Origin of the sequence: Ramlibacter sp. GCM10027632, from assembly GCF_042675325.1 — a bacterium.
Lineage (GTDB): Bacteria > Pseudomonadota > Gammaproteobacteria > Burkholderiales > Burkholderiaceae_C > Ramlibacter.
Genome location: NZ_JBHTGW010000001.1, coordinates 434,608 through 456,530, shown reverse-complemented (window position 1 = coordinate 456,530; position 21,923 = coordinate 434,608). Strand labels below are relative to the sequence as shown.

The following is a 21,923-nucleotide window of genomic DNA, read 5'->3' as shown; positions in this document are numbered from 1 at the left end:
CGTCAGGCCGCGCCGGGCGATGCTGTCGGACAGGCCCTCAGGCGAAGCCCGCGGGCGTGAGGTGCAGGACGCGGTCCGCCCGCTGGGCCGCGCCTTCGGAGTGCGTGACCAGCACCAGCGCCGCGTCGTGCTCGCGGGTCTGGGCCACCAGCAGGTCCATGATCCGCCCGGCGGTGGCCGGGTCGAGGTTGCCGGTGGGCTCGTCCGCCAGCAGCAGGTCGGGCCGGTGCACCAGGGCCCGCGCGATGGCCACGCGCTGCAGCTGGCCCCCACTGAGCTGCTGCGGCAGCCGCCCGCCCAGGCCCGCCAGGCCCACGGCCTCGAGCATGGCCTGCACGCGCGGCGCGTGGGTGGCCGGCGGCTCGCCGAGCAGCATCAGGGGCAGGGCGATGTTCTGCGCCACATCGAGGTGGGGCAGCACGTGGAACGCCTGGAAGACGAAGCCGACATGCCGCCGCCGCAGCAGCGCGCCGCGCTCCTCGCCGGCGCGGCCGAGGTCGTGGCCGCACAGGGTGACCGTGCCGGCCTCGCCATGGTCCAGGCCGGCCAGGCAATTGAGCAGGGTGGACTTGCCCACGCCCGACTCGCCGACGATGGCGACGAACTCGCCGCGCTGCACCCGCAGTGACACCCCGGAGAACACCACCGACTCGCCGTAGCGGCGCGCCAGCCCCTCGACCTGCAGCACCGGCGCCGTCATGCCGGCAGCCCCCCGGCCAGGCGCAGGACCTCGTCCAGCGCGCCCGGCGCGTCGCAGGCGACCACGCGCCGCTGCGGCATGCCGCGCAGCCACGTGAGCTGGCGCTTGGCCAGCTGGCGGGTGGCGGCGATGCCGCGCTCGCGCAGCACGGACAGCGGCACGGGCCGCCCCGCGTCCTGCGCGTCCAGCCACTCCCAGGCCTGGCGGTAGCCGACGCAGCGCAGGGCGGGCAGGTCCGGCTGCAGGTCGCCGCGCGCGCGCAGGGCGCGCACCTCGTCGAGGAAGCCCGCCTCCAGCATCTGGTCGAAGCGCAGGGCGATGCGCTGGTGCAGCCAGGCGCGGTCGGCCGGCTCCAGCGAGATGAACAGCGCCGGCGCGAGGCCGCCCCGGGGCGCCTCGCCGGCATGCCAGTCGGACAGGGGCCGGCCCGAGACCTCGAACACCTCCAGCGCCCGCTGGATGCGCTGCGCATCGTTCGGCGCGAGGCGCCGGGCGGTGGCCGGGTCGACCTGCGCCAGCCGCGCGTGCAGCGCCGGCCAGCCCTCGCGCGCGGCCTGCGCGTCGAGCGCGGCGCGCACCTGCGGGTCGGCCGCGGGCATGGCGGACAGGCCCTCGAACAGGGCCTTGAAGTACAGCATCGTGCCGCCGGCCAGCACCGGCAGCGCGCCACGCGCGTGGATCTCGCCGATGAGGCGGCCCGCGTCGGCGGCGAACTCGGCGGCGCTGTAGGCCTGCGCCGGGTCGCGGATGTCGACCAGGTGGTGCGGCGCCTGCGCCAGTTCATCGGGCGCGGGCTTGGCGGTGCCGATGTCCATGCCCCGGTACACCAGCGCCGAGTCGACGCTCACGATCTCGACGGGGCGGATGCGCGCGATCGCCAGGGCCGCCGCCGACTTGCCCGAGGCGGTGGGGCCGGCCAGGGCGACGAAGGGCGGCGCCGCGCCGGGTGCAGCGCCGGGCAGCGGGCCGGGCGTGGCGGCGGGCACCGGGCCGCGGGCGGGCGTGTCAGGCATGGCGCGCCTCGCCGTGGCGCTGCATCCCCGTCCAGGCGACGGCGGCGACCACCGCGGTCCAGAACCACAGGGTGTTCGTGAGGGCGAAGACCGTGCCGTCCAGGTGCGCGCCGATCCAGCCGCCGGTGACGAAGGCGGCGCAGGTCATGAGGAAGCCGTTGAGGGCCGAGGCCGCGCCGGCGGACTGCGGGAAGGGCGCGACCGAGCCGCTCTGGCCGCAGGGCTGGTTGATGCCGTGCGACAGGGCGATCAGCCAGAACGGCCCGAGGATCGCCCACAGGCCTTGCACGCCCGCGAGCGCCAGCACGCCGATGGCCGTGCCGCCGGTGAGCGCCAGGGCCCCGCCGATGGCCACCGTGCGCCGCAGCCCGAGGCGCGCGAGCAGCCGCCGGCACAGGAAGGTGCCGGCGATGTAGAGGCTGGACATGCTGAACATGCACAGGCCGAACTGCAGCCGCGACAGGCCCAGCACCTTCATCAGCACGAAGGGCGAGGCGGCGAGGAACGTCAGCAGGGCGGCGAAGGTGGCGGTCGAGAGGGCCGCGTTGGCCTGGAAGCCCCGGTGCCGCAGGATCGCGCCCCAGCTGCGCGCGATGGCCGCGGGGTGCAGCGGCGCGCGGCTCGCGGGGCCCAGGGTCTCCTCGAAGCGCCAGGCGACCACCGCCAGGATCAGGGCGCCGAAGGCCGAGACCAGGCCCAGCAGCGCGCGCCAGCCCGCCAGGTCCACCAGCAGGCCGCCCACCGGCCCGGTGAGGCAGGCGATGGCGCCCAGGCCGGTCATGGCCTTGGACATCATGTGCGCGCCCTCCACCGGCTGGAACACGTCGCGCACCATGGCGCGCGCCACCATCACGCCGGCGCCCAGCGCCGCGCCCTGGAGGATGCGCCAGCCCACCAGGGCCTGCATCGAGCCGGCCAGGGCGCAGCCGGCCGAGGCCAGGGTGAAGAGGGACAGGCCCGCCAGCAGGATCGGGCGGCGGCCGAAGCGGTCGGACAGCGGGCCCCAGGCGAGCTGCGAGAGGCCGAAGGCCAGCAGCATGCCGGTGAGCGTGAGCTGGGCCTGGGCCACGCCGGCGCCGAAGGCCTCGGTCAGGCTCGGCAGGGCGGGCAGGTACAGGTCGGTGGCGATGGCCTGGGAGCCCAGGAGCATGGACACCAGCATCACCACCAGGTGCGGCGTCATGGCGTGGGTCTCGCCGATGGCGGCGCGGGAGGGGGCGGGCATCCGGTCGAGGGTAGCAGAAGGCCCGGCGGCGCCCTTGCGCCGGGTCAACGCAGGCTGAACAGCTCGCCCAGCGCCTCGCGGTACTGCGCCAGGCCCACGGCCATGGTGCTGTGGTGGGAGCCGCCCTCGACCAGCACGAAGCGCTTGCGGCCCGGGGCGGCCTCGTACAGGCGGCGGCCCAGGTCGGCGGGGATCAGGCGGTCCTCGCTGCCATGCACCACCAGCAGCGGCGAGCCGATGCGCGAGACCTTGGCCGCCGACTCGAAGCGCTGCGTGATCAGCGGCCCCACCGGCAGCCAGCCCCAGCGGAAGCTGGCCACCACGTCGGGGATGGAGGTGAAGGTGCCCTCGACGATGGTGCCGGCCTCGTCGTCCACCCGGGCGGCGAGGTCGATGGCGATGGCCCCGCCCAGCGAGTGGCCGAAGATGTAGCGCGGGCGGCCCGGGTGCTGGCGGGCCAGCCAGTCCCACGCGGCGCGGGCGTCCTCGTAGGCGGTGTCCTCGGAGGGCAGGGCGGCGGTGCTGCGGCCGAAGCCGCGGTAATCGATGGCCAGCACCGCGAAGCCCAGGGACTGCAGCCGGCGGATGCGGGCGGCGGAGCCCACCACGTTCCAGCGGGCGCCATGCAGGTACAGCAGCACCGGGCGGCCCTCGCGCGGCGCGTCGGCCTCCAGCCAGAGGGCGTGCAGGCGCGGCGGCGCGGCGGCCGCACCGGCCGCCGGGTCCGCGCCGGGCAGGTCGATCCAGACATCCTGCAGGCCCTCGGCCAGGTGGGCGGTGCCGGGCCAGGCGCGGTCGGACGGCTGGAAGATCCATTCGCGCTGGCGCTCGTCGAGCGTCGCGCAGCCGAAGGACAGGACGCCGGCCAGCAGGGGCGCGGCGAGCAGGAGCCAGCGTTTCATGATCAGGAGCTGATCGCCGCCGCGGCCGGAAGTTCAGCGACCGCGCAGGAACAGGGCATCCAGCTCGCGCATCGAGAGCTGGCGCCAGGTGGGGCGGCCGTGGTTGCACTGGTCGGAGCGTTCGGTCTGCTCCATCTGGCGCAGCAGGGCGTTCATCTCCTCCAGGGTGAGGCGGCGGCTGGCGCGCACCGCGCCGTGGCAGGCCATGGTGGCCAGGATCTCGTTGCGGGCGCGCTGGACCACGGTGGTGGCGTCGTGCTGCGACAGTTCGGCCAGCACGCTGCGCGCGAGTTCCACCGCGTCGCCTTGGGCCAGGCTGGTGGGCACGGCGCGCACGGCCAGGGTCTTCGCGGACATCGGCGTGACCTCCAGGCCGAGGGTGTGCAGCGTGTCGGCGCTGGCCTCCGCGGTGGCCACCTCCTGCGCGGTGGCGGCGAAGGTGGCGGGAATCAGCAGGGGCTGGCTGGCCAGGGCGCGGCCCTCGCCGTCGCCGAGCTGGGACTTGAGCTTCTCGTAGACGATGCGCTCGTGCGCCGCGTGCATGTCGACCACGACCAGCCCCTGGCGGTTCTCCGCCAGGATGTAGACGCCATGCAGCTGCGCGATCGCCCGGCCCAGGGGCCAGTCGCCCTCGGGCAGGGGCGCGGCGGGGGCGAAGGCGGCGGGCGCCTCGGCGGCGAAGGCCGTGGAGGGTGCCTCGCGCGGGGCCGCGGAGGGCTGCCACAGCAGGCCCAGGTCGGAGACGGGCTGGCCCACCGGGTCGGGGCGGCGCTCGAAGGCCATGGAGGGCTGCGACCAGCGCGGGGGCTCGGGCTGGGCGCGGGCGCCGGAGGACGGCGCGCCGGCGGCGTCATCCAGCGGAGCCTGCGCTGCGGCCTGCGCCGTCTGCGCCATCTGCGCGGCCAGCGCCGCGCGCGGCGCCGCCAGGGCGGCGTCGACCGCATGGCGCACGACCTGGTGCACGGCGCGGCCGTCACGGAAGCGGACCTCGATCTTGGTGGGGTGGACGTTCACGTCCACCTGCTGCGGGTCGATGGCCAGCGAGAGCACGTAGACCGGCTGGCGCTGGCCGTGCAGCACGTCCTCGTAGGCGCTGCGCACCGCGTGGGCCAGCACCTTGTCGCGGACGTAGCGGCCGTTGACGTAGGCGAACTGGTGGTCGGCGCGCGAGCGCGCGGCGTCGGGGACGCCGGCACGGCCGGTGACGCGCAGCGGGCCGGCCTGCCAGGCCACGGCCACGCTCTCGGTGAGGAAGTCGCGGCCCAGGACATCGGCCATGCGCTGGTCCGCCGAGTCGGCGGCGCGCCACTGCTCGACCAGCTTGCCCTCGTGCCAGATGGCGAAGCCCACCTCGGGCCGCGCCAGCGCGTGGCGGCGCACGGCCTCGATGCAGTGGGCCAGCTCGGTGGCGTCGGTCTTGAGGAACTTGCGGCGCGCCGGGGTGGAGAAGAACAGCTCCTTGACTTCCACCGTGGTGCCGGTGGCGCGGGCCGCGGGACGCAGCTCGCCGCTGCGGGCGTCCAGCAGGAAGGCCGTGGCCTCGCCCTCGGTGCGCGAGAGCAGGCTCATCTCCGAGACCGAGGCGATGGCGGCCAGCGCCTCGCCGCGAAAGCCCATGGTGCCCACCGCCTCGAGGTCGGCCAGCGAGCCGATCTTGCTGGTGGCGTGGCGCTTGAGGGCCACCGCCAGCTCGCCGCGCGGGATGCCGCAGCCGTCGTCCTCCACGCTGACCAGCCGCACGCCGCCGCCCGCCAGGCGCACGGTGACCTGGGTGGCGCCGGCGTCCAGCGCGTTGTCCACGAGCTCGCGCACCACCGAGGCCGGGCGCTCGACGACCTCGCCGGCGGCGATCTGCGAGATCAGCTCGTCGGGCAGTTCACGGATGGGGCGGCGTTGGGTGGGGGAGAGCACGGCGTTCACCGGGGAATTCTAGGGTGTGCCGTCGCAGGGCCCGCCGGGCGATCCGAGGGCCCGCCCCCAGGTGGGCGGCGATAATCGCCGCCGATGGAATACGCCGCCTTCCTGATCGACTTCATCCTGCACGTGGACCGCTACCTGGAGGCCTTCGTGAGGGACTACGGCGCCTGGGTCTACGCCCTCCTGTTCCTCATCGTCTTCGTCGAGACCGGGCTGGTGGTGATGCCCTTCCTGCCCGGCGACTCGCTGCTGTTCGTGACCGGCGCGCTGTGCGGGCTGGGCTTCATGGACCTGTCCCTGGCCATGGCGGTGCTGCTGGTGGCCGCCATCCTGGGCGACCAGTGCAACTACGCGATCGGCCGCTACCTCGGGCCCAAGGTGTTCCAGTGGGAGCAGTCCCGGTTCTTCAACCGGCAGGCCTTCCTGCAGGCCCACGCGTTCTACGAGAAGTGGGGCGGCATCACCATCGTGATCGCGCGCTTCCTGCCCTTCATCCGCACCTTCGCGCCCTTCGTGGCGGGGGTGGCGGAGATGAGCCGCTCCAAGTTCACCGCCTACAACGTGGCCGGGGCGGTGGTCTGGGTGGTGGGCCTGTGCACGGCGGGCTACTTCCTCGGGGGGCTGCCCTGGGTCAAGGCGAACCTGGACAAGATCATCTGGGCCATGATCTTCATCCCCGGCCTGATCGCGCTGGCCGGGGCCTGGCGGGCGCGCCGGGCGCACCGCGACGGCGCGTCGGCCTGAGCGGCCTCAGACGGTGCGGGTGCGCGCCAGCGGCGGGTTCGCCGCGAAGTAGCGAAGGATGCCCTTCATGAGCGCATCGGCCAGCTGCTCCTGGTAGGCCTCGCTGCGCAGGCGCTGCTCCTCCTGCGGGTTGGAGATGAAGGCCGTCTCCACCAGCACGCTGGGGATGTCCGGCGCCTTGAGCACCGCGAAGCCCGCCTGCTCCACGCGCGGCTTGTGCAGCCGGCCGACCTGGCCGATCTCGCCGAGCATGGCGCCGCCCAGGCGCAGGCTGTCGTTGATCTGCGCGGTGGTGCTCATGTCCAGCAGCACGCGGGCCACGTGGGCGTCCTGCGTCTTCACGTTGACCCCGCCGATCAGGTCGGCCTGGTTCTCCTTGTTCGCCAGCCAGCGCGCCGCGGTGCTCGAGGCCCCGCTCTCGCTCAGGGCGAACACGCTGGCGCCGCGGGCGGTGGGGGTGATGAAGGCGTCGGCGTGGATGCTCACGAACAGGTCGGCCTGCACGCGCCGCGCCTTCTGCACGCGCACGTGCAGCGGCACGAAGAAGTCGGCGTCGCGGGTGAGGAAGGCGCGCATCGGGTTGCCGTTGATGGTCGTGGCGTTGATGCGGTCATGCAGGCGCTGGGCCACGCTGAGGACCACGTCCTTCTCGCGGGTGCCGGCGGGTCCGATGGCGCCCGGGTCCTCGCCGCCGTGGCCCGGGTCCAGGGCGACGATGATCAGGCGGTCGGTCTTGGCCGCCACCGCGGGGGCCGCGGCGCGGGCCGGGGCGGCCGCGGCCGGCGCGCTGGCCCCGGCGCGCTGGCCCCGGCTGGCGATCAGCTCGCCCAGCGGGTCGGGCGCCGGGGCGGAGGCGGCCGCCATCGCGGGCGCCACCTCGCGCAGGCGCTCGGCGATCAGTTGCTCCAGCGGGTCCACCGGCCGGGTGGGGTAGAGGTCCAGCACCAGCCGGTGGGCGTAGGCCGCCACCGGCGGCAGGTTGAACACCTGGGGCAGGGCGGCCTGCTTCAGGTCGATGACCAGCCGCACCACGCCGGGCGCGAACTGGCCCGCGCGGATGCCGGCGATGTAGGGGTCGTCGGGCTTGACCTTGGCCACCAGCTCGCGCAGCTGCGGGTTCAGCTCGATGCCCTCGATGTCCACCGCCAGCCGCGGCGGGCTGGGCACCTGGGTCAGGCGGGTGGCCAGCGGCGCGTCGGACTCGATGGTGACGCGGGTGTAGTCGGGCGCCGGCCACAGCCGCACGGCCAGGATGCCGGCGCCGCGCGCGATCTGGTGGGCGCCGAGCAGCAGGACCAGCGAGCCGGCCTGGAGCAGGTCGCGGCGGCTCACCGTCATGGCGCGAGCAGCTCCTGCCCGGTGGCGGTGCCCGCGGTCACGGCGACCGTGCGGGTGTCGTCGGGCTGCGCGGTGATGTCGATGACCAGGTCCGGCGGGGGCAGCACCTCGCCGGCCTTGTCCGGCCACTCGGCGATCTTCAGGCCGGGGCTGGCGAAGACGTCGCGAAAGCCCGCGTCCTCCCACTCGCGCGGGTCGTCGAAGCGGTAGAAGTCGAAGTGCCAGATCGACAGGCCCGGCGCCTCGTGCGGCTCGACCACCGCGTAGGTGGGGCTCTTGATGCGGCCCTGCACGCCCAGCGCTCGCAGCAGGTGGCGCACGAAGGTGGTCTTGCCGGCGCCCAGGTCGCCGCGCAGCTCGATGAAGGCCTGGCGGATGGCGGGGCGCGCGGCCAGCCGGCGGGCGAAGGCCAGCGTGTCCTCCTCGCTGGCCCAGCGCAGGGCGAGGGGGCTTCCTACAATCGGCGCGTGACGTTCGGCAGCAGTCAGTGGGAGGGTCCTTCGCTCGTATCGGAGATCGGGCAGTGGGCCCGCGAGCTCGGATTTTCCCAAATCGGCGTGGCCGGTATCGATCTTTCCTCGGCGGAACCCGGGCTTTTGGCGTGGTTGTCGCGCGGCTTCCACGGCGAGATGGGCTACATGGCCGCCCACGGCCTGCGCCGCGCCCGTCCCGCCGAACTGGTGCCGGGCACGGTGAGCGTGCTCACCGCGCGCATGGACTACCTGCCGCGCGCCACGCCCGAGGGCTGGCAGGCGATCGAGTTCGAGCGCCTGCGCCGCCCGGGCGAGGGCATCGTCTCCCTCTACGCCCGCGGGCGGGACTACCACAAGGTGCTGCGCGCGCGCCTGCAGAAGCTGGCCGAGCGCATCGCGCAGCGGGTCGGCCCGCTGGGCCACCGCGTGTTCACCGACTCCGCGCCGGTGCTGGAGGCCGAGCTGGCCACGCGCAGCGGCCTGGGCTGGCGCGGCAAGCACACGCTGGTGCTGCACCGCGAGGCCGGCTCGATGTTCTTCCTGGGCGAGATCTACCTGGACATCGCCCTGCCCGAGTCGCCGGCCGCCTCCGCGCACTGCGGCAGCTGCCGCGCCTGCATGGACATCTGCCCGACGCAGGCCATCGTGGCCGAGGGCGTGGTGGACGCGCGCCGTTGCATCTCTTACCTGACCATCGAGCATGCGGGCCCGGTGCCGCACGAGCTGCGCGCGGCGATCGGCAACCGCATCTACGGCTGCGACGACTGCCAGCTCGCCTGCCCCTGGAACAAGTTCGCGGTGCGCAGCGCGCTGCCGGACTTCGACGCGCGCGAGGGCCTGGCCGGCCAGGGCCTGGCGGCGCTGCTCGGGTGGAGCGAGGCCGCGTTCCTGCGCCGCACCGAGGGCAGCCCGATCCGCCGCATCGGCCACGCGCGCTGGATCCGCAACGCGGCCCTGGCCGCGGGCAACGCCCTGCGCCAGGCCGACGACCCGGCGCTGCGCGCCGCGCTGGCCGCGCATGCCGACCACCCCGACGCGGTGGTGCGCGAGCAGGTGGCGTGGGCGCTGGCGCAGGTGCCGCCGCCGGCCTCAGCGGCCTAGCATCGGCAGCACGCCCAGCGCGAACGGCAGGCTCGCCGCCGCCAGCAGCGTGGACAGCGTGACCAGGGCCGCCACGTAGGGCCCGTTGTAGCCCATCTTCGCGGCCAGCACGTAGCAGCTGGAGGCGGTGGACAGGGCCGAGAACATCAGCAGCACCGCGGTCTGGTTGGCATCCAGCCTGAAGGCGCGCGCGATCAGCAGCGCCAGCACCGGCAGCACGAAGTGCCGGATGCCCAGGATGCTCGCGGCCAGCACCTTGCCGCGGGCCAGCGAGCCGAACTGCATGCCGGCGCCCGCGGCCATCAGGCCCAGGGCCAGCGAGGCGGCGCCGATGCGGGTGACCGCCGGCTCGATCCAGGCCGGGAGGGTGAACCCCAGCAGGTTCGCCGCCAGACCCGAGCCGGTGCCGACGATCAGCGGGTTGCGCAGCAGGGCGCCGCCGAAGTGCGCGCCCGAGCGCCGCGCCATCGGCCACACCGCGCCGATGTTGAACATGGGCACGCAGATGCCGATCAGGACCGCGATCGACAGCAGCCCTTTCGGCCCGGCGACGCGCTCGGCCAGCGCCAGGGCGATGAAGGAGTTGAAGCGGAAGGCCACCTGCGCGGCGCCCGCATGGTCGTGCCGGTCGATGTGGCGGCCGATCACCGGCACCCACGGCAGCACGTAGGCCAGGGCGATCCCGGCCAGCCCCAGCGTCACGCCCGCGCCGATCAGGCTGGAGGCCGCGCCCAGGTCCAGCGGGCTGCGCACGATGGACTGGAACAGGAGGACGGGAAAGAGAAAGTAGTAGACCAGCGCCTCGGCCTGTTGCCAGACGGTGCGATCGAGCGCGGTGTAGCGGCACACCAGCCAGCCGCACAGGATCAGGGAGAAATCGGGAAACAGCAGCTGGAAGAAATTCACCCTGCGAGGATATCAAGCACCCCGCTCCGGAAGGATTAACATGCTCGTTGATCCGTCGTTCAACGACATCCCGTTCTGCAAGAAGGAGAGAGAGTTCATGCAACGCCGTCACGTCCTGGCCCTGTCCGCCGCCTCGCTGGCCCTGTCCGCCGGTTCCGCCCTCGCGCAGGCCTACCCGACCAAGCCCGTCAAGCTGGTGGTGCCCTTCGCCCCTGGCGGCACCACCGACATCGTGGCGCGCACCATCGCCGACCCCCTGGGCAAGGCCCTGGGCCAGAGCGTGGTGGTGGAGAACAAGGCGGGCGGCGGCGGCGTGATCGGCGCCACCGAGACGGCCCGCTCCGCGCCCGACGGCTACTCCCTCGGCGTGGCCACCGTGTCCACCACCGCGGCCAACCCGGCGATCAACCCGAAGATCCCGTACAACCCGCTGACCGACTTCACGCCCATCATCAACATCGCGGCCACGCCCAACGTGATCGCGGTGCACCCCACCTTCCCGGGCAAGGACCACAAGGCCTTCCTCGCCGAGCTGAAGAAGAACCCGGGCAAGTACTCGTACTCCTCCTCCGGCACCGGCGGCATCGGCCACCTGCAGATGGAGCTGTACAAGAGCCTGACCGGCGCCTTCGTCACCCACATCCCGTACCGCGGCGCGGGCCCGGCCCTGAACGACACCGTGGCCGGCCAGGTGCCGATCATCTTCGACAACCTGCCCTCGGCGCTGCCCTTCATCAAGGAAGGCCGCCTCATCGCCATCGCGGTGGCCGCGCCCCAGCGCGTGGCGGCCATGCCCAACGTGCCCACCTTCAAGGAGCTGGGCCTGGAGCCGGTGAACCGCATGGCGTACTACGGCATCCTCGGTCCCAAGGGCCTGCCCAAGGACGTGGTCGACAAGGTCCACGCCGGCACCGTGAAGGCCCTGCAGGACCCGGCGGTGCGCAAGCGCATCGAGGACACCGGCTCGCTGGTCGTCGCCAACTCGCCCGCCGAATTCACGCAGCAGATCAAGGCCGAATTCGAGGTGTACAAGAAGGTCGTCGACACCGCGAAGCTGAAGCTGGATTGAGCGCGGCGCCGAGCGTGGACGCTCCCGCGGGCGCCACGCCCGACCCGGCCATCGACCAGTTCGTCGACGCCCTCTGGCTGGAGGAGGGCCTGTCGCGGAACACGCTGGCGGCGTACCGGCGCGACCTCACCCTGTACGACCGCTGGCTGCGCGGGCGCGGCCAGGCCCTGCTGGCCTGCGGCAAGGCCGACCTCGACGCCTACTTCTCGGCCCGCCACGCGACCACCAAGGCCACCTCCGCCAACCGCCGCCTCGCGGTGCTGCGCCGGTTCTTCCGCTGGGCCCTGCGCGAGCGCCTGGTGGCCGCCGACCCCACCCTGCAGCTGGAGAACGCCAAGCGCCTGGCGCGGGTGCCGCGCACCCTCACCCAGGCCCAGGTGGAGGCCCTGCTGGCCGCGCCCGACACCGACACGCCCCTGGGCCTGCGCGATCGCGCGATGCTGGAGCTGATGTACGCCAGCGGCCTGCGCGTGAGCGAGCTGGTCACGCTGAAGGTGCTGGACGTCAGCCTGGGCGAGCAGGTGGTGCGCGTCCTGGGCAAGGGCGCGAAGGTGCGGCTGGTGCCCTTCGGCGAGGTGGCGCATGACTGGCTGGTGCGGTACCTCGACCAGGCGCGCGGCGAGATCCTCGCCGGCCAGGCCACCGACGACCTGTTCGTCACCGCGCGCGGCGCGGGCATGACCCGGGCGATGTTCTGGGTCCTCGTGAAGAAGCACGCCCAGGCGGCCGGCATCACCGCGCCGCTGTCGCCGCACACCCTGCGGCATGCCTTCGCCACCCACCTGCTCAATCACGGGGTCGACCTGCGCGCAGTGCAGATGCTGCTGGGGCACGCGGACATCTCCACCACCACCCTCTACACCCACGTGGCGCGCGAGCGGCTCAAGCAGCTGCACGCCCGGCACCACCCGCGCGGCTGACGGCCGCCGCCACTCCGGCCGGCGCGTGGCGCGCGCGGGCCGCTGGCGCCGCGCCCCGGTCCCCGGCGCGCCGCCCGTCCCGCCCGACCCGCATCCCCGCCGGCCGACAGCCATCGGAAGACCCCCTCGCCGAACAATCGCGCGCCGCCGCGCCCCCTGCGGTGGCGCCAGTCCATCAAGGAGGATTTCCATGACCCCACGTCTGTCCTTCGCCGCGCTGTGCGCCGCGGCCTTCCTGTCGGCCTGCGGTGGCGGCGGCGTCGAGCCCTCGGGCCGGTCCGCCGTCGCCCCCGAGGTGAGCCGCAAGTACGCCGGCGTCTGGCATGGCTGCCGCGACACCGCCGCCGGCCCGTCCTTCGACGAGTTGCGCACCTTCGAGCGCGTGAGCGACACGGTGCTGCGCGCCACCTACCGCGCCATCCGCTTCGAGGTCGCCGGCTGCCAGGGCGCCGGCACCGGCTTGCCGGAGGCGGCCTGGCACGTGCAGCTGCTGGGGCCCACCCGCGAGATCGACGGCGTGGTGCTCGATGAAGTGATCGAGTCCGCTGCCGACCTGCCTGCGCGCAAGTCGCTGCTCGGGGTGGACGACGCCGGGTTCCTGCGGGTGGCGCTGCCGCAGCCGGTGGGTGCGGACGGCTACCCCACCGGACTCGCACCGGCGGTGCTGAAGCGGCCCTGAGGGGCCTCGGCGGTGGCAGGCCTTGGCGGCCCTCGAGGGCCCGGGCCTGGCGCCCGGGCGCGTCACGCTCAGGCGCTCAGGCGCCCCGCGTCCACGCCGGCAGCGGCCGCGGCAGGCGCAGCACGTCCTCGGCCAGCCACAGCGCGCTGCGGCGCGCGCGCTCGGCCACCACCGGCAGCGGCAGCTGCTGGTAGTCGTCGTTGAAGACCTCGAAGCTGTAGTCGCCGCGGTAGCCCAGTCGGTGCAGGCGCTGTACCAGGTCGGCCAGGTCGTCGCTGTGCACGCCCTCGCCGGGGAAGACCCGGAAGGTACGCGCGGTGGTCATGCGCTCCTCGAAGGTCGGCGTCTCGTTCCACATGAAGTCCGACAGCTGCACCAGGAAGATGCGCTCCGGGTCCAGGTCGTCGATGGCCGCCATCGGCGTCTTGGCCGCGAAGATGTGGAAGGAGTCGATGCCCAGGCCGAGGTTCGGGCAGTCGGCGCGCAGCACCGCCTCCCAGGCCGTGGTGAACTCGTTGACCGTGCGGCCCCACGAGAGGCCCTCGTAGGCCACCTTGATGCCGAAGGGGATGGCCAGCGTGGCCAGCTTGCGCAGGTCGCGGGCGATGTCGTCCAGGTCCTGCGAGGCATGGCGCGAGGTCGAGGAGCAGGCCAGGAGCACGCGCGAGCCGGTGGCTGCGCACATCTCCAGCATCGCCTTGGCGATGTCGATCTTGTAGCCGTGCAGGTGGCCCGACAGGCCCTCGAAGTCACGCAGCACCTGGAAGCCGGTGGGGCGCAGGCCGCTCTCGCGCACCGCGCGCACCGCCGCCTCCACGCCGCCGGGGTGGCCCACCAGGTCGCGCGCCATCAGCATCACCTGCGAGAAGCCCGCCTCGCGCATGGCCTCCAGCTTGGCCTCGAGCGGGCCCGCCAGCGTGATGGTGTCCATGCCGAAGCCGTTGATGCGTCGCTGCATGGCGGCCTCAGGCAGTGCGGTGGACCAGCTCGAACGCCACCGACCCGAGCTGGGTGCGGGTCAGGGCGCCGCGGTCGTCCGGGTGCAGCTGCGCGGAGTCCACGAACTGCACGCCGCGCGCGCGCAACGCGGCGACGGCGGCGGCCACGTCGGGCGTGCCCAGGCCGACCCGCTGCAGCAGCTCGCGCTCGTCGTCGTCGTCGATGCTGTCAGGCTCGATCAGCTGCCACATGAACTGGCCGCACGGGCTTTGCATCAGCTTGCCCGCGGGCATCACGCCATAGCGCTGGTCGTCGGGGATGCTGATGAAGCCGAACAGGCGCTCGTAGAACGAGATCCAGTCGGCGCTGCGGTCCAGGCCGATGTACTGCACCACGCCGAACCAGGTCAGGTCGGCGATGGCGGGGGGATTCATGTCGACGCTGGGGATCGGCACGAAGTCGATGTCGTAGACGGAGAAGTCGCGCCAGCGGTCGATGAACATGTAGTAGGCGCCGCCCGGGCCGCGGATGCCGGGGATGTTCAGCTCCATCGCGCCGGCGTGCGAGGGCGTCTCCCAGGCGCCGAGCTCGAGGCAGCGGGCATGGGCGGCGCGGGCGTCGTGCACGCGGAAGGCCACGGCGGACAGCACCGGGTGGCCGCCCTCCGTGGCGCTGGCGCGCGCGTCGTCGGGATGGGCATTGACCACGAGGTTCATGCGGCCCTGGCGGTACAGCGTGATCTCGCGCGAGCGGTGGCGGGCCACCGGGCGGAAGCCCATGGTCTCGAGCACCTGGCCCAGCGCCTGCGGGCGCAGGGTGGCGTACTCGATGAATTCGATGCCCTCCAGGCCCAGGGGGTTGGGCTGGTCGGGCAGGGCCTCGCGGTTCATGTCCATCTCGGGGTCTCCGGTCAGATGCGGTGAGTGACTCAGTCTCGCTGCGCGATGAGGCTGCGGAAATGCGCCTGCATGCGTTGCGGGTCGGCCTTCAGGCCGGTGAACAGCTCGAAGGCTCCCACCGCCTGTCCGACGGCCATGGTACCGCCGTCGCAGGTGCGGCAGCCGCGCGCGCGGGCTTCCTTCAGGAGCGCGGTGTCCAGCGGGAAGTAGACGATCTCCGAGACCCACATCGAGGGCTTGAGGAGGTCGGCCGGCAGCGGCAGGCCGGGCAGCTTGTCCATGCCGGTGGGCGTGGCGTGGATCAGGCCGGTGGCGCCCTCGGTGGCCGCGGCCACGTCGGCCAGGCCCTCGGCGCGCTCGCCATAGAGCGCGTTCAGCGACTGCGCCAGGGCCTGGGCCCGGGGCGCGTCGGCGTCGACGATGCGCAGCTTCTTCGCGCCCAGGCGCAGCACCGAATGGGCGATGGCCGAGCCCGCGCCGCCGGCGCCGAGCAGGACCACGCAGCCCAGGTCGGCATCGGGCAGGGTGCGCTGGAAGCCCCAGGCCCAGCCCCAGCCGTCGGTGTTGTGGCCGACGGCCTTGCCGTCCTTGAAGACGACGGTGTTCACCGCGCCCATGGCCCGCGCCTCGTCGGACAGGTCGTTCAGCAGCGGGATCACCGCCTGCTTGCACGGGTAGGTGATGTTCAGGCCGGCGTAGCCCATGAGCCGTGCCGCGGCGATCAGCGTGGGCAGCTGCTCCACGCTGCTGCCGGTGACGTCGAGGTCGATCAGCTGGTAGTGGGCCCGCAGGCCCTGGGCACGCGCCTCCTCCTCCTGCATCGAAGGGGTGAGCGAGCGCTGGATCCCCGAGCCGATCAGGCCCAGGAGAATCTTGCCGGCGGTGGCGGGGTGGGCGGTCGAAGCGCTCACGATGCTCACTTGCGCAGCTTGGCCAGTTCGGCCTGGACTTCCTGCACCACGGCGGCGCCCACGGAGGCCGAGTGCTTGTCGATCACCGGCTTCATCTTGTCACGCAGCTTGGCCACTTCGGCGGCGGGCAGTTCGGTGACCTGCATGCCGGCCTTCCTCAGGTCGGCCAGCTGGGCGGCGGCGAGGTCGCGCGAGGTCTTGCGCTGGAACGCGCCGGCTTCGACGGCGGCGTCCTGGAGGATCTTCTTCTCGGCGGCCGAGAGGGTGTCCCAGAACTTCTTGGAGATGATGACCGACTGCGGGTTGTACTGGTGGTTGGTCAGGGCCAGGTGCTTCTGCACTTCGGCGAACTTGTTCGCCAGGATCACCGAGACCGGGTTCTCCTGGCCGTCGACGGCCTTCTGCTCCAGGGCGGCGTACAGCTCGGGGAAGGCCAGCGGGGTCGGGTTGGCGCCCAGGGCCTTGACCCAGTCCAGGTTGATGGCGTTGGGGATCACGCGCAGCTTCAGGCCCTCGATGTCCTCGACCTTGTTGATCGGGCGCTTGGAGTTGGTCAGCTGGCGGAAGCCCAGCTCCCAGTAGGCCAGGCCGACGATGTTCTTGTCGGCGAGCTTGGCGTGCAGCTTCTGGCCGAAGGCGCCGTCGACCACGGCGTCGGCCTCACGCGGGCTGGCGAACAGGAAGGGGAAGTCGTAGATCTCGAAGTCCTTGACCTGCGATGCCAGGATGCCCGAGTTCAGCACGGTCATTTCGACGGTGCCGCCCTGAACGGCGGAGACGGTCTGCGCGTCGCCGCCCAGCACGCCGCCGGGGAACAGGTTGACCTTGATCTTGCCGCCCGACCTGGCCGCCACGATCTCGGCGAACTTCTCGGCGCCCATCACCAGGGGGTGGCCCTTGGGGTTCTGCTGCCCGAGCTTGATGGTGCGGTCCTTGATGTCCTGCGCGAGGGCGCCGCCGGCGACGGCGAGGGTGGCTGCAGCGACGAGGGTCTTGATGAAGAAGCGCTTCATGGGATGTCTGGATCTCGGGGAACGGGAATCAGTTGGCGAGCCAACGGGCGGGGACGGTGACGATCTCGGGGAACAGGATCATCAGGAACAGGATGGCGAACTGGGCGACCATGAAGGGCACGACGCCCTTGGTCACCTGGTCCATCGACACCTTGCCGACGCCGGCGACGGTGTTCAGGATGGTGCCCACCGGCGGGGTGACCAGGCCGATGGAGTTGTTGATGATGAACACCACGCCGAAGTAGACCGGGTCGATGCCGGCGGCCTTGACCACGGGCATCAGCACCGGGGTCAGCATCAGGATGGTGGGCGTCATGTCCAGCGCGGTGCCCACGATCATCGTGAGGATCATGATGGCCAGCATCAGCAGCTTGGGGTTGTCCATGAAGGGCTGCAGCAGCGCCACGATCTGGGCCGGCAGCTGGGCCACCGTGATCAGCCAGGCCGACACCATGGCGGCGGCCACCAGGAACATCACGACGGCGGTGGTCTTGGCCGCGGCCAGGAACACGCGGTACAGGTCCTTCAGGCCCAGCTCGCGGTAGACCAGGGTGGACACCAGCAGCGCGTAGACGGCGGCGACGACCGCGGCCTCGGTCGGCGTGAACACGCCGAACTTCAGGCCGGCCACCACGATCACCGGCAGCACCAGCGCCCAGGTGGACTCCTTGAGCGCCGACATCACCTCGGCGCCCGACTTGCGCGGCGGGGCGGTGACGTCCTCCTTGCGCACCATCCACCACCAGGTGACCCACAGTGCCAGCGCCAGGCACAGGCCCGGGAAGATGCCGGCCAGGAACAGCTTGGAGATGGAAACGTTGGCGGCCACGCCGAAAATCACGAAGCCGATCGAGGGCGGGATGATCGGGCCGATCACCGCGGACGCGGCGATCAGGCCGGTGGAGCGGGTCTTGTCGTGGCCGGCGGCGTTCATCATCGGCAGCAGCAGCGCCGTGAGCGCCGCGGCGTCGGCCACGGCGGAACCGGACAGCGCGGACAGCAGGCAGGCGGCGATGATCACCACATAGCCCAGGCCGCCCTTGATATGGCCCACCAGGGCCATGGCCAGGTTGATGATGCGGCGCGACAGGCCGCCCACGCTCATGACCTCGCCGGCGAGCATGAAGAAGGGGACGGCCAGCAGCGGGAAGCTGTCGGCGCCGTTGATGACGTTCTGCGCCAGGATCTGCGCGTCGAACATGTCCAGGTGCCACATCAGGGCGGCGCCCGTGAGCAGCAGCGCGAAGGCGATCGGGATGCCCAGGGCCATGGTGCCCAGGAGGGCGCCGAGGAAGACGGCGATGGTCATTGTTTTTTCTCCAGGGCCTCGGGGGCGAATTCCTCGAGGCCCTCCTCCTCGGATTCACGGATGGCGATGAGGTCCTTGTCGGCGACCTGGCCGGTGAGCAGGCGCCACAGGTCCAGCACCAGCACCACGGCGGCGGAGACCGCGAACAGCACCCCGCAGCCATAGAACCAGGCCACGGGCGCCTCCATCACCGCGCTGGTGGTTTCCAGGTTGATGCGCACCTGGTCCAGCGCGCCCTTGAACAGGAGCCAGGTCACGAACAGCATCAGGCACTGGCCCAGGCCCAGGCACAGCTTCTTGCCCCAGACGGGCAGGCGGGCGACCAGGAAGTCGGTGCCCAGGTGGCTGTGCTCGTGCAGGGCGACCACGGCGCCCATGAACGTCATCCACACGAACAGCCACCGCGAGAGTTCGTCGGACAGGGAAATGCCCGAATTGAAGGCGTAGCGCAACACGACGTTGCCGAACACCAGCGCCACCATGACAGCCAGGCAGGCCACCATGGCCACGCCGAGCAGGCGACAGTATTTGTCGATCAGGGAATTGAGCATGCTCTCTCGCGTCTCCTGGCTCCGCTCGGGATGGCGGCATTCCGGCCACGGGGGGATCCGGCGGCCAGCCGGTAATGTACGAACCGGTTAGTTTTGAGGGATGAGGGAAAACCCGTAATCCGCAAGGCCGTGTCCGCGGTCCCGGGCTGCGGCAGGCGCGCGGCCTACTTGCGCACGAAGCGCACGATCATCTCGACGATGTTGTCCCGGCGCGCCACGACCGAGGCGGCGGTGTCGAGGTCGCGGTCGAACAGGAGGGCGAAGGTGTGGCGGTTGGCCACGTTGAACACGGACAGCGCGCTGATCGCCGCGTGCAGTTCCACCGGGTCGATGCCGGCGCGGAACACGCCTTCGCGCTGGCCGCGGTCCAGGACGTCGCGCAGGCCCTCGATCGCCGGCACGTTCAGGCGCTGGATGATCTTGCTCTGGCGCAGGTATTCGCCGCGCAGCATGTTCTCGTTCATGACGAGGCGGATGAACTCGGGGTGGGCCAGCTGGTAGTCGACGGTGAAGCCGACCAGCTTGCGCAAGGCGCCTTCGGGCGGGAGGTCCTCGAGGTGCAGCTCGCTCTCGATGTGCCGCATGCGTGCGTACACGTCCTCGAGCACCGCGAGGTACAGGCCCTCCTTGCTGCCGAAGTAGTAGTAGATCATGCGCTTGCTGGTGCGCATGGCCTCGGCGATGTCGTCGATGCGGGCGCCGGCCAGGCCCTTCTCCGAGAACTCCCGCGTGGCCACCTCGACGATGTCGGCCCGCGTGCGCTCCGGGTCGTTGGTCCGGCCGGGGGGCTTGGCGGAATGTACCGTTCGGTTCATTCCGCGGAGTGTATGCGCTTCTCAGCGCGCGCAGCGCAAGCCGATGTAGACCACGGCGGTGCCGCGCGGCTTGGACTGCAGGTGCTCCCGGTGCATCTGCGCCGGCCCGTACCACCAGGAGCCGCCGCGGGTGGGGCGCTCGGGCGAGGCGCTGCCGTCGTCGGTCCATTCCCAGACATTGGCCGCCATTTCGTGCAGGCCGTTGACCCCGGCTCGGGTGCTGCCGGCCAGAGCGTGGCCGCGCCCGCGCGAGGTGGCCTGGCGGGGCTGCGCGAGCACCGTGGGCGGGTCGCCGCAGCCTTCGGCGCAGTTGGCGCCCTGCGGCGAATCGCCGGTGGGGTAGGGGTAGGTGCGGCCGGCGACGAATCCGGGCGCGGGTTGCGCGCGGCGCTCGGTGTAGGCCGCCTCCATCCACTCGGCGTCGGTGGGCAGGCGCTTGCCGGCCCACCGGCAGAAGGCGCGCGCCTCGTCGAAGGTCAGGTGCACCGCGGGCTCGCGGTCGTCGCCGGGGCTGCCGTAGGGCGCGCGCCAGGTCCAGCCCGGGCGCTGGACCCAGCCGCCCTCGAAGGTGCTGCCGCCGCCGGCGCGCTCGGCCTGGCTCGTGAAGCCGGTGGCCTGAGCGAACCGGCGGAACTGGCCGATCGTGACCTCGGTGCGGTCGATCTCGAAACGATCGCCGATGCGTTGCATCGGGGTCTCGGTGCCGGGCGAGGCGCGGCCCGCGGCGGGCGCCAGGAGCGCCGCGACGGCCAGGGTGACCGCGAGGCGGGCCAGCGGCCCGAGGGCCGCAGGGGAGGGGGTCAAGCGAGGAAGGGCCATGGCCGCCAATCTAGCGGCATGGACATGACCTCACGGCTCGGGGTGGATCGCCACGGCGGCGCCGCGGCCGTCCGGCAGGCCCCACAGCGCCTCGTAGAAGGCCGAACGCATGCGCAACTTGGCGTCGGCCTGCAGGTCCTGCGTGAGCGACTGGCAGTCCACCGGCCCGAGGGCGGCGCAGCCGAGTGCGAAGCGGCCGCCGCCGAGGTCGAAGCCCAGCGCGGTGAGCACCGTGGGCAGCATGTCGAAGTGGTTGATGGCGTCGCGGTTGGGGGCCAGCGCCGGCGCGTTGAACATCCGGTTGTAGATGCGCCGGTGGCGGGCCTGCTGCAGGCGCGGCGAGAGCTCGCTGTGCATGCCCAGGTGGTCGCCCATGACCACGACGAGGGTGTCGCGCAGCAGGCCCTCGCGCCGCGCGTCCTCGAGGAAGCCGGCGAGCAGGCGGGCGGTGCAGGCCACCGCGTCGCGCATGTCGCCATGGACGCCGGGGCAGCTGGGCGCGAGGAAGCCGCGCGGGGGGTGCATGCCCACCGTGAGCAGCGTGAGGTTGAAGGGCTTCCCGGCCGCGACCAGGGCGCGCAGCTGGCCGAGGGCCTGCGTGAACAGGTCGTCGTCGTCGAGGCCCCAGGCATTGGTGTGGGCGTGCGGCGCGAGCTGTTGCCAGTCCTCGAGGCCGAAGGCGGCGTGGTAGCCATGGTTCCAGAGGAACCGCCCCTTGCCGGCGAAGGCGAGCGAGCCGCCATTGAGGAAGACGTTGTGCCAGCCGTGGCGCGCCAGCACGTCGCCCAGGCAGTCGGCCCCGGGCAGGAAGGCGGGGGCGGCCTCGCCCAGGTCGTTGCGGCCCATGAAGCCCAGGGGCTTGAGGGGCAGGCCGCACTGCGAGGCGACGATGCCCGCGATCGTCCAGCCGGTGCCCGCGGCCTGCTGGAAGTCGCCGAACGAGATGCTGTGCCCGCCGAACCCGGGCAGCTCCAGCGGCGCCAGCAGCCGCTCGGGGAAGGCCGGCGTGTCGTAGGTGGCCTCCAGCGACTCCGCGTAGACCAGCAGCAGGTTGGGCTTGCGCGCCGGCGCCACCAGGCGCTCCGGCGGGCGGTGGAGTTCGGCGATCCAGTCGCGGCGCTCGAGGTCCTGCGGGTGCCAGGCCAGGGTGGACAGCCCCGCCCAGGCGGTGACCATGCAGAACGCGCCGGCCTGGCCGAGCGGATGGCGCCAGAGCGCGAGCAGGCGGCGCACGGCCGGCGCGGTGCGCCGCCAGCGGCCCAGGGCCCAGGCGAGCGCGATAGCGAGGGCGGCGTAGGCCACCGGCGCGGCGACGATGTTGCGCAGGGCGCTGCGCACCAGGGTGGTGTCGCCCGAGAGCAGGCCGGCGCTGCGTTGCTGGAGGTGGAACAGGAACTGGTCGATGTCGACCGTGCCGAAGTGCCGCTGCAGCCATCGCGCGGCGCTGGCGATGGCGAGCAGCAGGTAGGTGCCGGCGAACAGGAGGGCGGCGCGCAGGGCGGCCCGCAGCTTGTTGTTCGGGTTCATCGGTGAGCCCGATGATGTCCAATGAAAGTATCGAGAGCAAGCGGTGGATGTGTACGCGAGGTAAATCTTCCACGGCCAGGAGGGGGCGGGGCCGGGGCTGGGGGAAAACAGTTTTCCGGCGGGGCGCGCGACGGCGCCCGGGGCGCTGGCTAG

22 protein-coding genes are annotated in these 21,923 nt (G+C 72.5%); 5 read left to right on the top strand and 17 right to left on the bottom strand.

The window, feature by feature from the left end:
* Nucleotides 1-37: 37 nt before the first annotated feature.
* From ACFQZY_RS02030 to mutL, 5 genes are read right to left on the bottom strand one after another with little or no spacing between them, the layout of a single operon-like run.
* Complete coding sequence (locus ACFQZY_RS02030; protein ID WP_377411955.1) at nucleotides 38-700, bottom strand: ABC transporter ATP-binding protein; 663 nt, start codon at nucleotides 698-700, stop codon at nucleotides 38-40.
* Nucleotides 697-1,713, bottom strand: coding sequence for a tRNA (adenosine(37)-N6)-dimethylallyltransferase MiaA (miaA, locus tag ACFQZY_RS02025; protein WP_377411953.1), 1,017 nt, complete (start codon nucleotides 1,711-1,713; stop codon nucleotides 697-699). Before miaA ends, ACFQZY_RS02030 begins: the two co-directional genes overlap by 4 nt.
* Nucleotides 1,706-2,938: a multidrug effflux MFS transporter gene (locus ACFQZY_RS02020; RefSeq protein ID WP_377411950.1), complete on the bottom strand. Its 1,233-nt coding sequence runs from the start codon at nucleotides 2,936-2,938 to the stop codon at nucleotides 1,706-1,708. Before ACFQZY_RS02020 ends, miaA begins: the two co-directional genes overlap by 8 nt.
* Nucleotides 2,939-2,982: 44 nt before the next feature.
* Nucleotides 2,983-3,840: an alpha/beta hydrolase gene (locus ACFQZY_RS02015; protein WP_377411948.1), complete on the bottom strand. Its 858-nt coding sequence runs from the start codon at nucleotides 3,838-3,840 to the stop codon at nucleotides 2,983-2,985.
* Nucleotides 3,841-3,873: 33 nt separating this feature from the next.
* Entirely contained in the window at nucleotides 3,874-5,760 is a 1,887-nt protein-coding gene (gene mutL, locus ACFQZY_RS02010) for a DNA mismatch repair endonuclease MutL (protein WP_377411946.1), read from the bottom strand.
* Between the two features lie 84 nt (nucleotides 5,761-5,844).
* Here mutL and ACFQZY_RS02005 point away from each other — a divergent pair, with 84 nt between their 5' ends.
* A complete protein-coding gene (locus ACFQZY_RS02005; RefSeq protein ID WP_377411944.1) occupies nucleotides 5,845-6,501 on the top strand; it encodes a DedA family protein in 657 nt (218 codons plus the stop codon).
* 6 nt (nucleotides 6,502-6,507) lie between these two features.
* On the opposite strand, the gene ACFQZY_RS02000 is transcribed toward ACFQZY_RS02005, so the two are convergent.
* Nucleotides 6,508-7,839 carry an N-acetylmuramoyl-L-alanine amidase gene (locus ACFQZY_RS02000; RefSeq protein ID WP_377411942.1) on the bottom strand — a complete coding sequence of 444 codons (1,332 nt, stop codon included), beginning with the start codon at nucleotides 7,837-7,839 and terminating at the stop codon, nucleotides 6,508-6,510.
* Entirely contained in the window at nucleotides 7,836-8,327 is a 492-nt protein-coding gene (gene tsaE / locus ACFQZY_RS01995; RefSeq protein ID WP_377412620.1) for a tRNA (adenosine(37)-N6)-threonylcarbamoyltransferase complex ATPase subunit type 1 TsaE, read from the bottom strand. The genes ACFQZY_RS02000 and tsaE overlap by 4 nt, the downstream gene beginning before the upstream one ends.
* A gap of 27 nt (nucleotides 8,328-8,354) precedes the next feature.
* Between tsaE and queG the strand changes: the two genes are divergently transcribed.
* Nucleotides 8,355-9,413: a tRNA epoxyqueuosine(34) reductase QueG gene (queG, locus tag ACFQZY_RS01990; protein ID WP_377412618.1), complete on the top strand. Its 1,059-nt coding sequence runs from the start codon at nucleotides 8,355-8,357 to the stop codon at nucleotides 9,411-9,413.
* On the opposite strand, the gene ACFQZY_RS01985 is transcribed toward queG, so the two are convergent.
* Entirely contained in the window at nucleotides 9,402-10,319 is a 918-nt protein-coding gene (locus tag ACFQZY_RS01985; RefSeq protein ID WP_377411940.1) for an AEC family transporter, read from the bottom strand. The genes queG and ACFQZY_RS01985 overlap by 12 nt on opposite strands.
* A 97-nt stretch (nucleotides 10,320-10,416) precedes the next feature.
* Here ACFQZY_RS01985 and ACFQZY_RS01980 point away from each other — a divergent pair, with 97 nt between their 5' ends.
* The 3 genes from ACFQZY_RS01980 to ACFQZY_RS01970 all read left to right on the top strand — a co-directional run bounded on the left by ACFQZY_RS01980 (nucleotide 10,417) and on the right by ACFQZY_RS01970 (nucleotide 12,987).
* Nucleotides 10,417-11,388: a tripartite tricarboxylate transporter substrate binding protein BugE gene (locus ACFQZY_RS01980; RefSeq protein ID WP_377411937.1), complete on the top strand. Its 972-nt coding sequence runs from the start codon at nucleotides 10,417-10,419 to the stop codon at nucleotides 11,386-11,388.
* 14 nt (nucleotides 11,389-11,402) lie between these two features.
* Nucleotides 11,403-12,308 carry a site-specific tyrosine recombinase XerD gene (gene xerD / locus ACFQZY_RS01975; RefSeq protein WP_377411935.1) on the top strand — a complete coding sequence of 302 codons (906 nt, stop codon included), beginning with the start codon at nucleotides 11,403-11,405 and terminating at the stop codon, nucleotides 12,306-12,308.
* Nucleotides 12,309-12,498: 190 nt separating this feature from the next.
* The gene (locus tag ACFQZY_RS01970; protein ID WP_377411932.1) at nucleotides 12,499-12,987 is read left to right on the top strand and encodes a hypothetical protein; all 489 of its coding nucleotides are present in this window, start codon (nucleotides 12,499-12,501) and stop codon (nucleotides 12,985-12,987) included.
* Nucleotides 12,988-13,063: 76 nt separating this feature from the next.
* Here ACFQZY_RS01970 and ACFQZY_RS01965 read toward each other — a convergent pair whose 3' ends face one another.
* The 9 genes from ACFQZY_RS01965 to ACFQZY_RS01925 form a co-directional block, all read right to left on the bottom strand.
* Nucleotides 13,064-13,945 (bottom strand): sugar phosphate isomerase/epimerase family protein, encoded by an 882-nt coding sequence (locus ACFQZY_RS01965; protein ID WP_377411930.1) that lies wholly within the window; start codon nucleotides 13,943-13,945, stop codon nucleotides 13,064-13,066.
* Nucleotides 13,946-13,952: 7 nt separating this feature from the next.
* Nucleotides 13,953-14,822: a VOC family protein gene (locus ACFQZY_RS01960; RefSeq protein WP_377411927.1), complete on the bottom strand. Its 870-nt coding sequence runs from the start codon at nucleotides 14,820-14,822 to the stop codon at nucleotides 13,953-13,955.
* Nucleotides 14,823-14,854: 32 nt separating this feature from the next.
* Nucleotides 14,855-15,736: a shikimate dehydrogenase gene (locus ACFQZY_RS01955; protein ID WP_377411923.1), complete on the bottom strand. Its 882-nt coding sequence runs from the start codon at nucleotides 15,734-15,736 to the stop codon at nucleotides 14,855-14,857.
* 5 nt (nucleotides 15,737-15,741) lie between these two features.
* Nucleotides 15,742-16,749 carry a TRAP transporter substrate-binding protein gene (locus ACFQZY_RS01950; protein WP_377411920.1) on the bottom strand — a complete coding sequence of 336 codons (1,008 nt, stop codon included), beginning with the start codon at nucleotides 16,747-16,749 and terminating at the stop codon, nucleotides 15,742-15,744.
* Nucleotides 16,750-16,777: 28 nt separating this feature from the next.
* The gene (locus ACFQZY_RS01945; protein WP_377411918.1) at nucleotides 16,778-18,058 is read right to left on the bottom strand and encodes a TRAP transporter large permease subunit; all 1,281 of its coding nucleotides are present in this window, start codon (nucleotides 18,056-18,058) and stop codon (nucleotides 16,778-16,780) included.
* Complete coding sequence (locus ACFQZY_RS01940) at nucleotides 18,055-18,609, bottom strand: TRAP transporter small permease (protein WP_377411915.1); 555 nt, start codon at nucleotides 18,607-18,609, stop codon at nucleotides 18,055-18,057. The genes ACFQZY_RS01945 and ACFQZY_RS01940 overlap by 4 nt, the downstream gene beginning before the upstream one ends.
* Nucleotides 18,610-18,773: 164 nt before the next feature.
* Complete coding sequence (locus ACFQZY_RS01935) at nucleotides 18,774-19,424, bottom strand: TetR/AcrR family transcriptional regulator (RefSeq protein ID WP_377411913.1); 651 nt, start codon at nucleotides 19,422-19,424, stop codon at nucleotides 18,774-18,776.
* Nucleotides 19,425-19,445: 21 nt separating this feature from the next.
* Entirely contained in the window at nucleotides 19,446-20,228 is a 783-nt protein-coding gene (locus tag ACFQZY_RS01930) for a formylglycine-generating enzyme family protein (RefSeq protein ID WP_377411912.1), read from the bottom strand.
* Between the two features lie 45 nt (nucleotides 20,229-20,273).
* A complete protein-coding gene (locus tag ACFQZY_RS01925; RefSeq protein ID WP_377411910.1) occupies nucleotides 20,274-21,770 on the bottom strand; it encodes a sulfatase-like hydrolase/transferase in 1,497 nt (498 codons plus the stop codon).
* Between the last annotated feature and the right edge of the window lie 153 nt (nucleotides 21,771-21,923).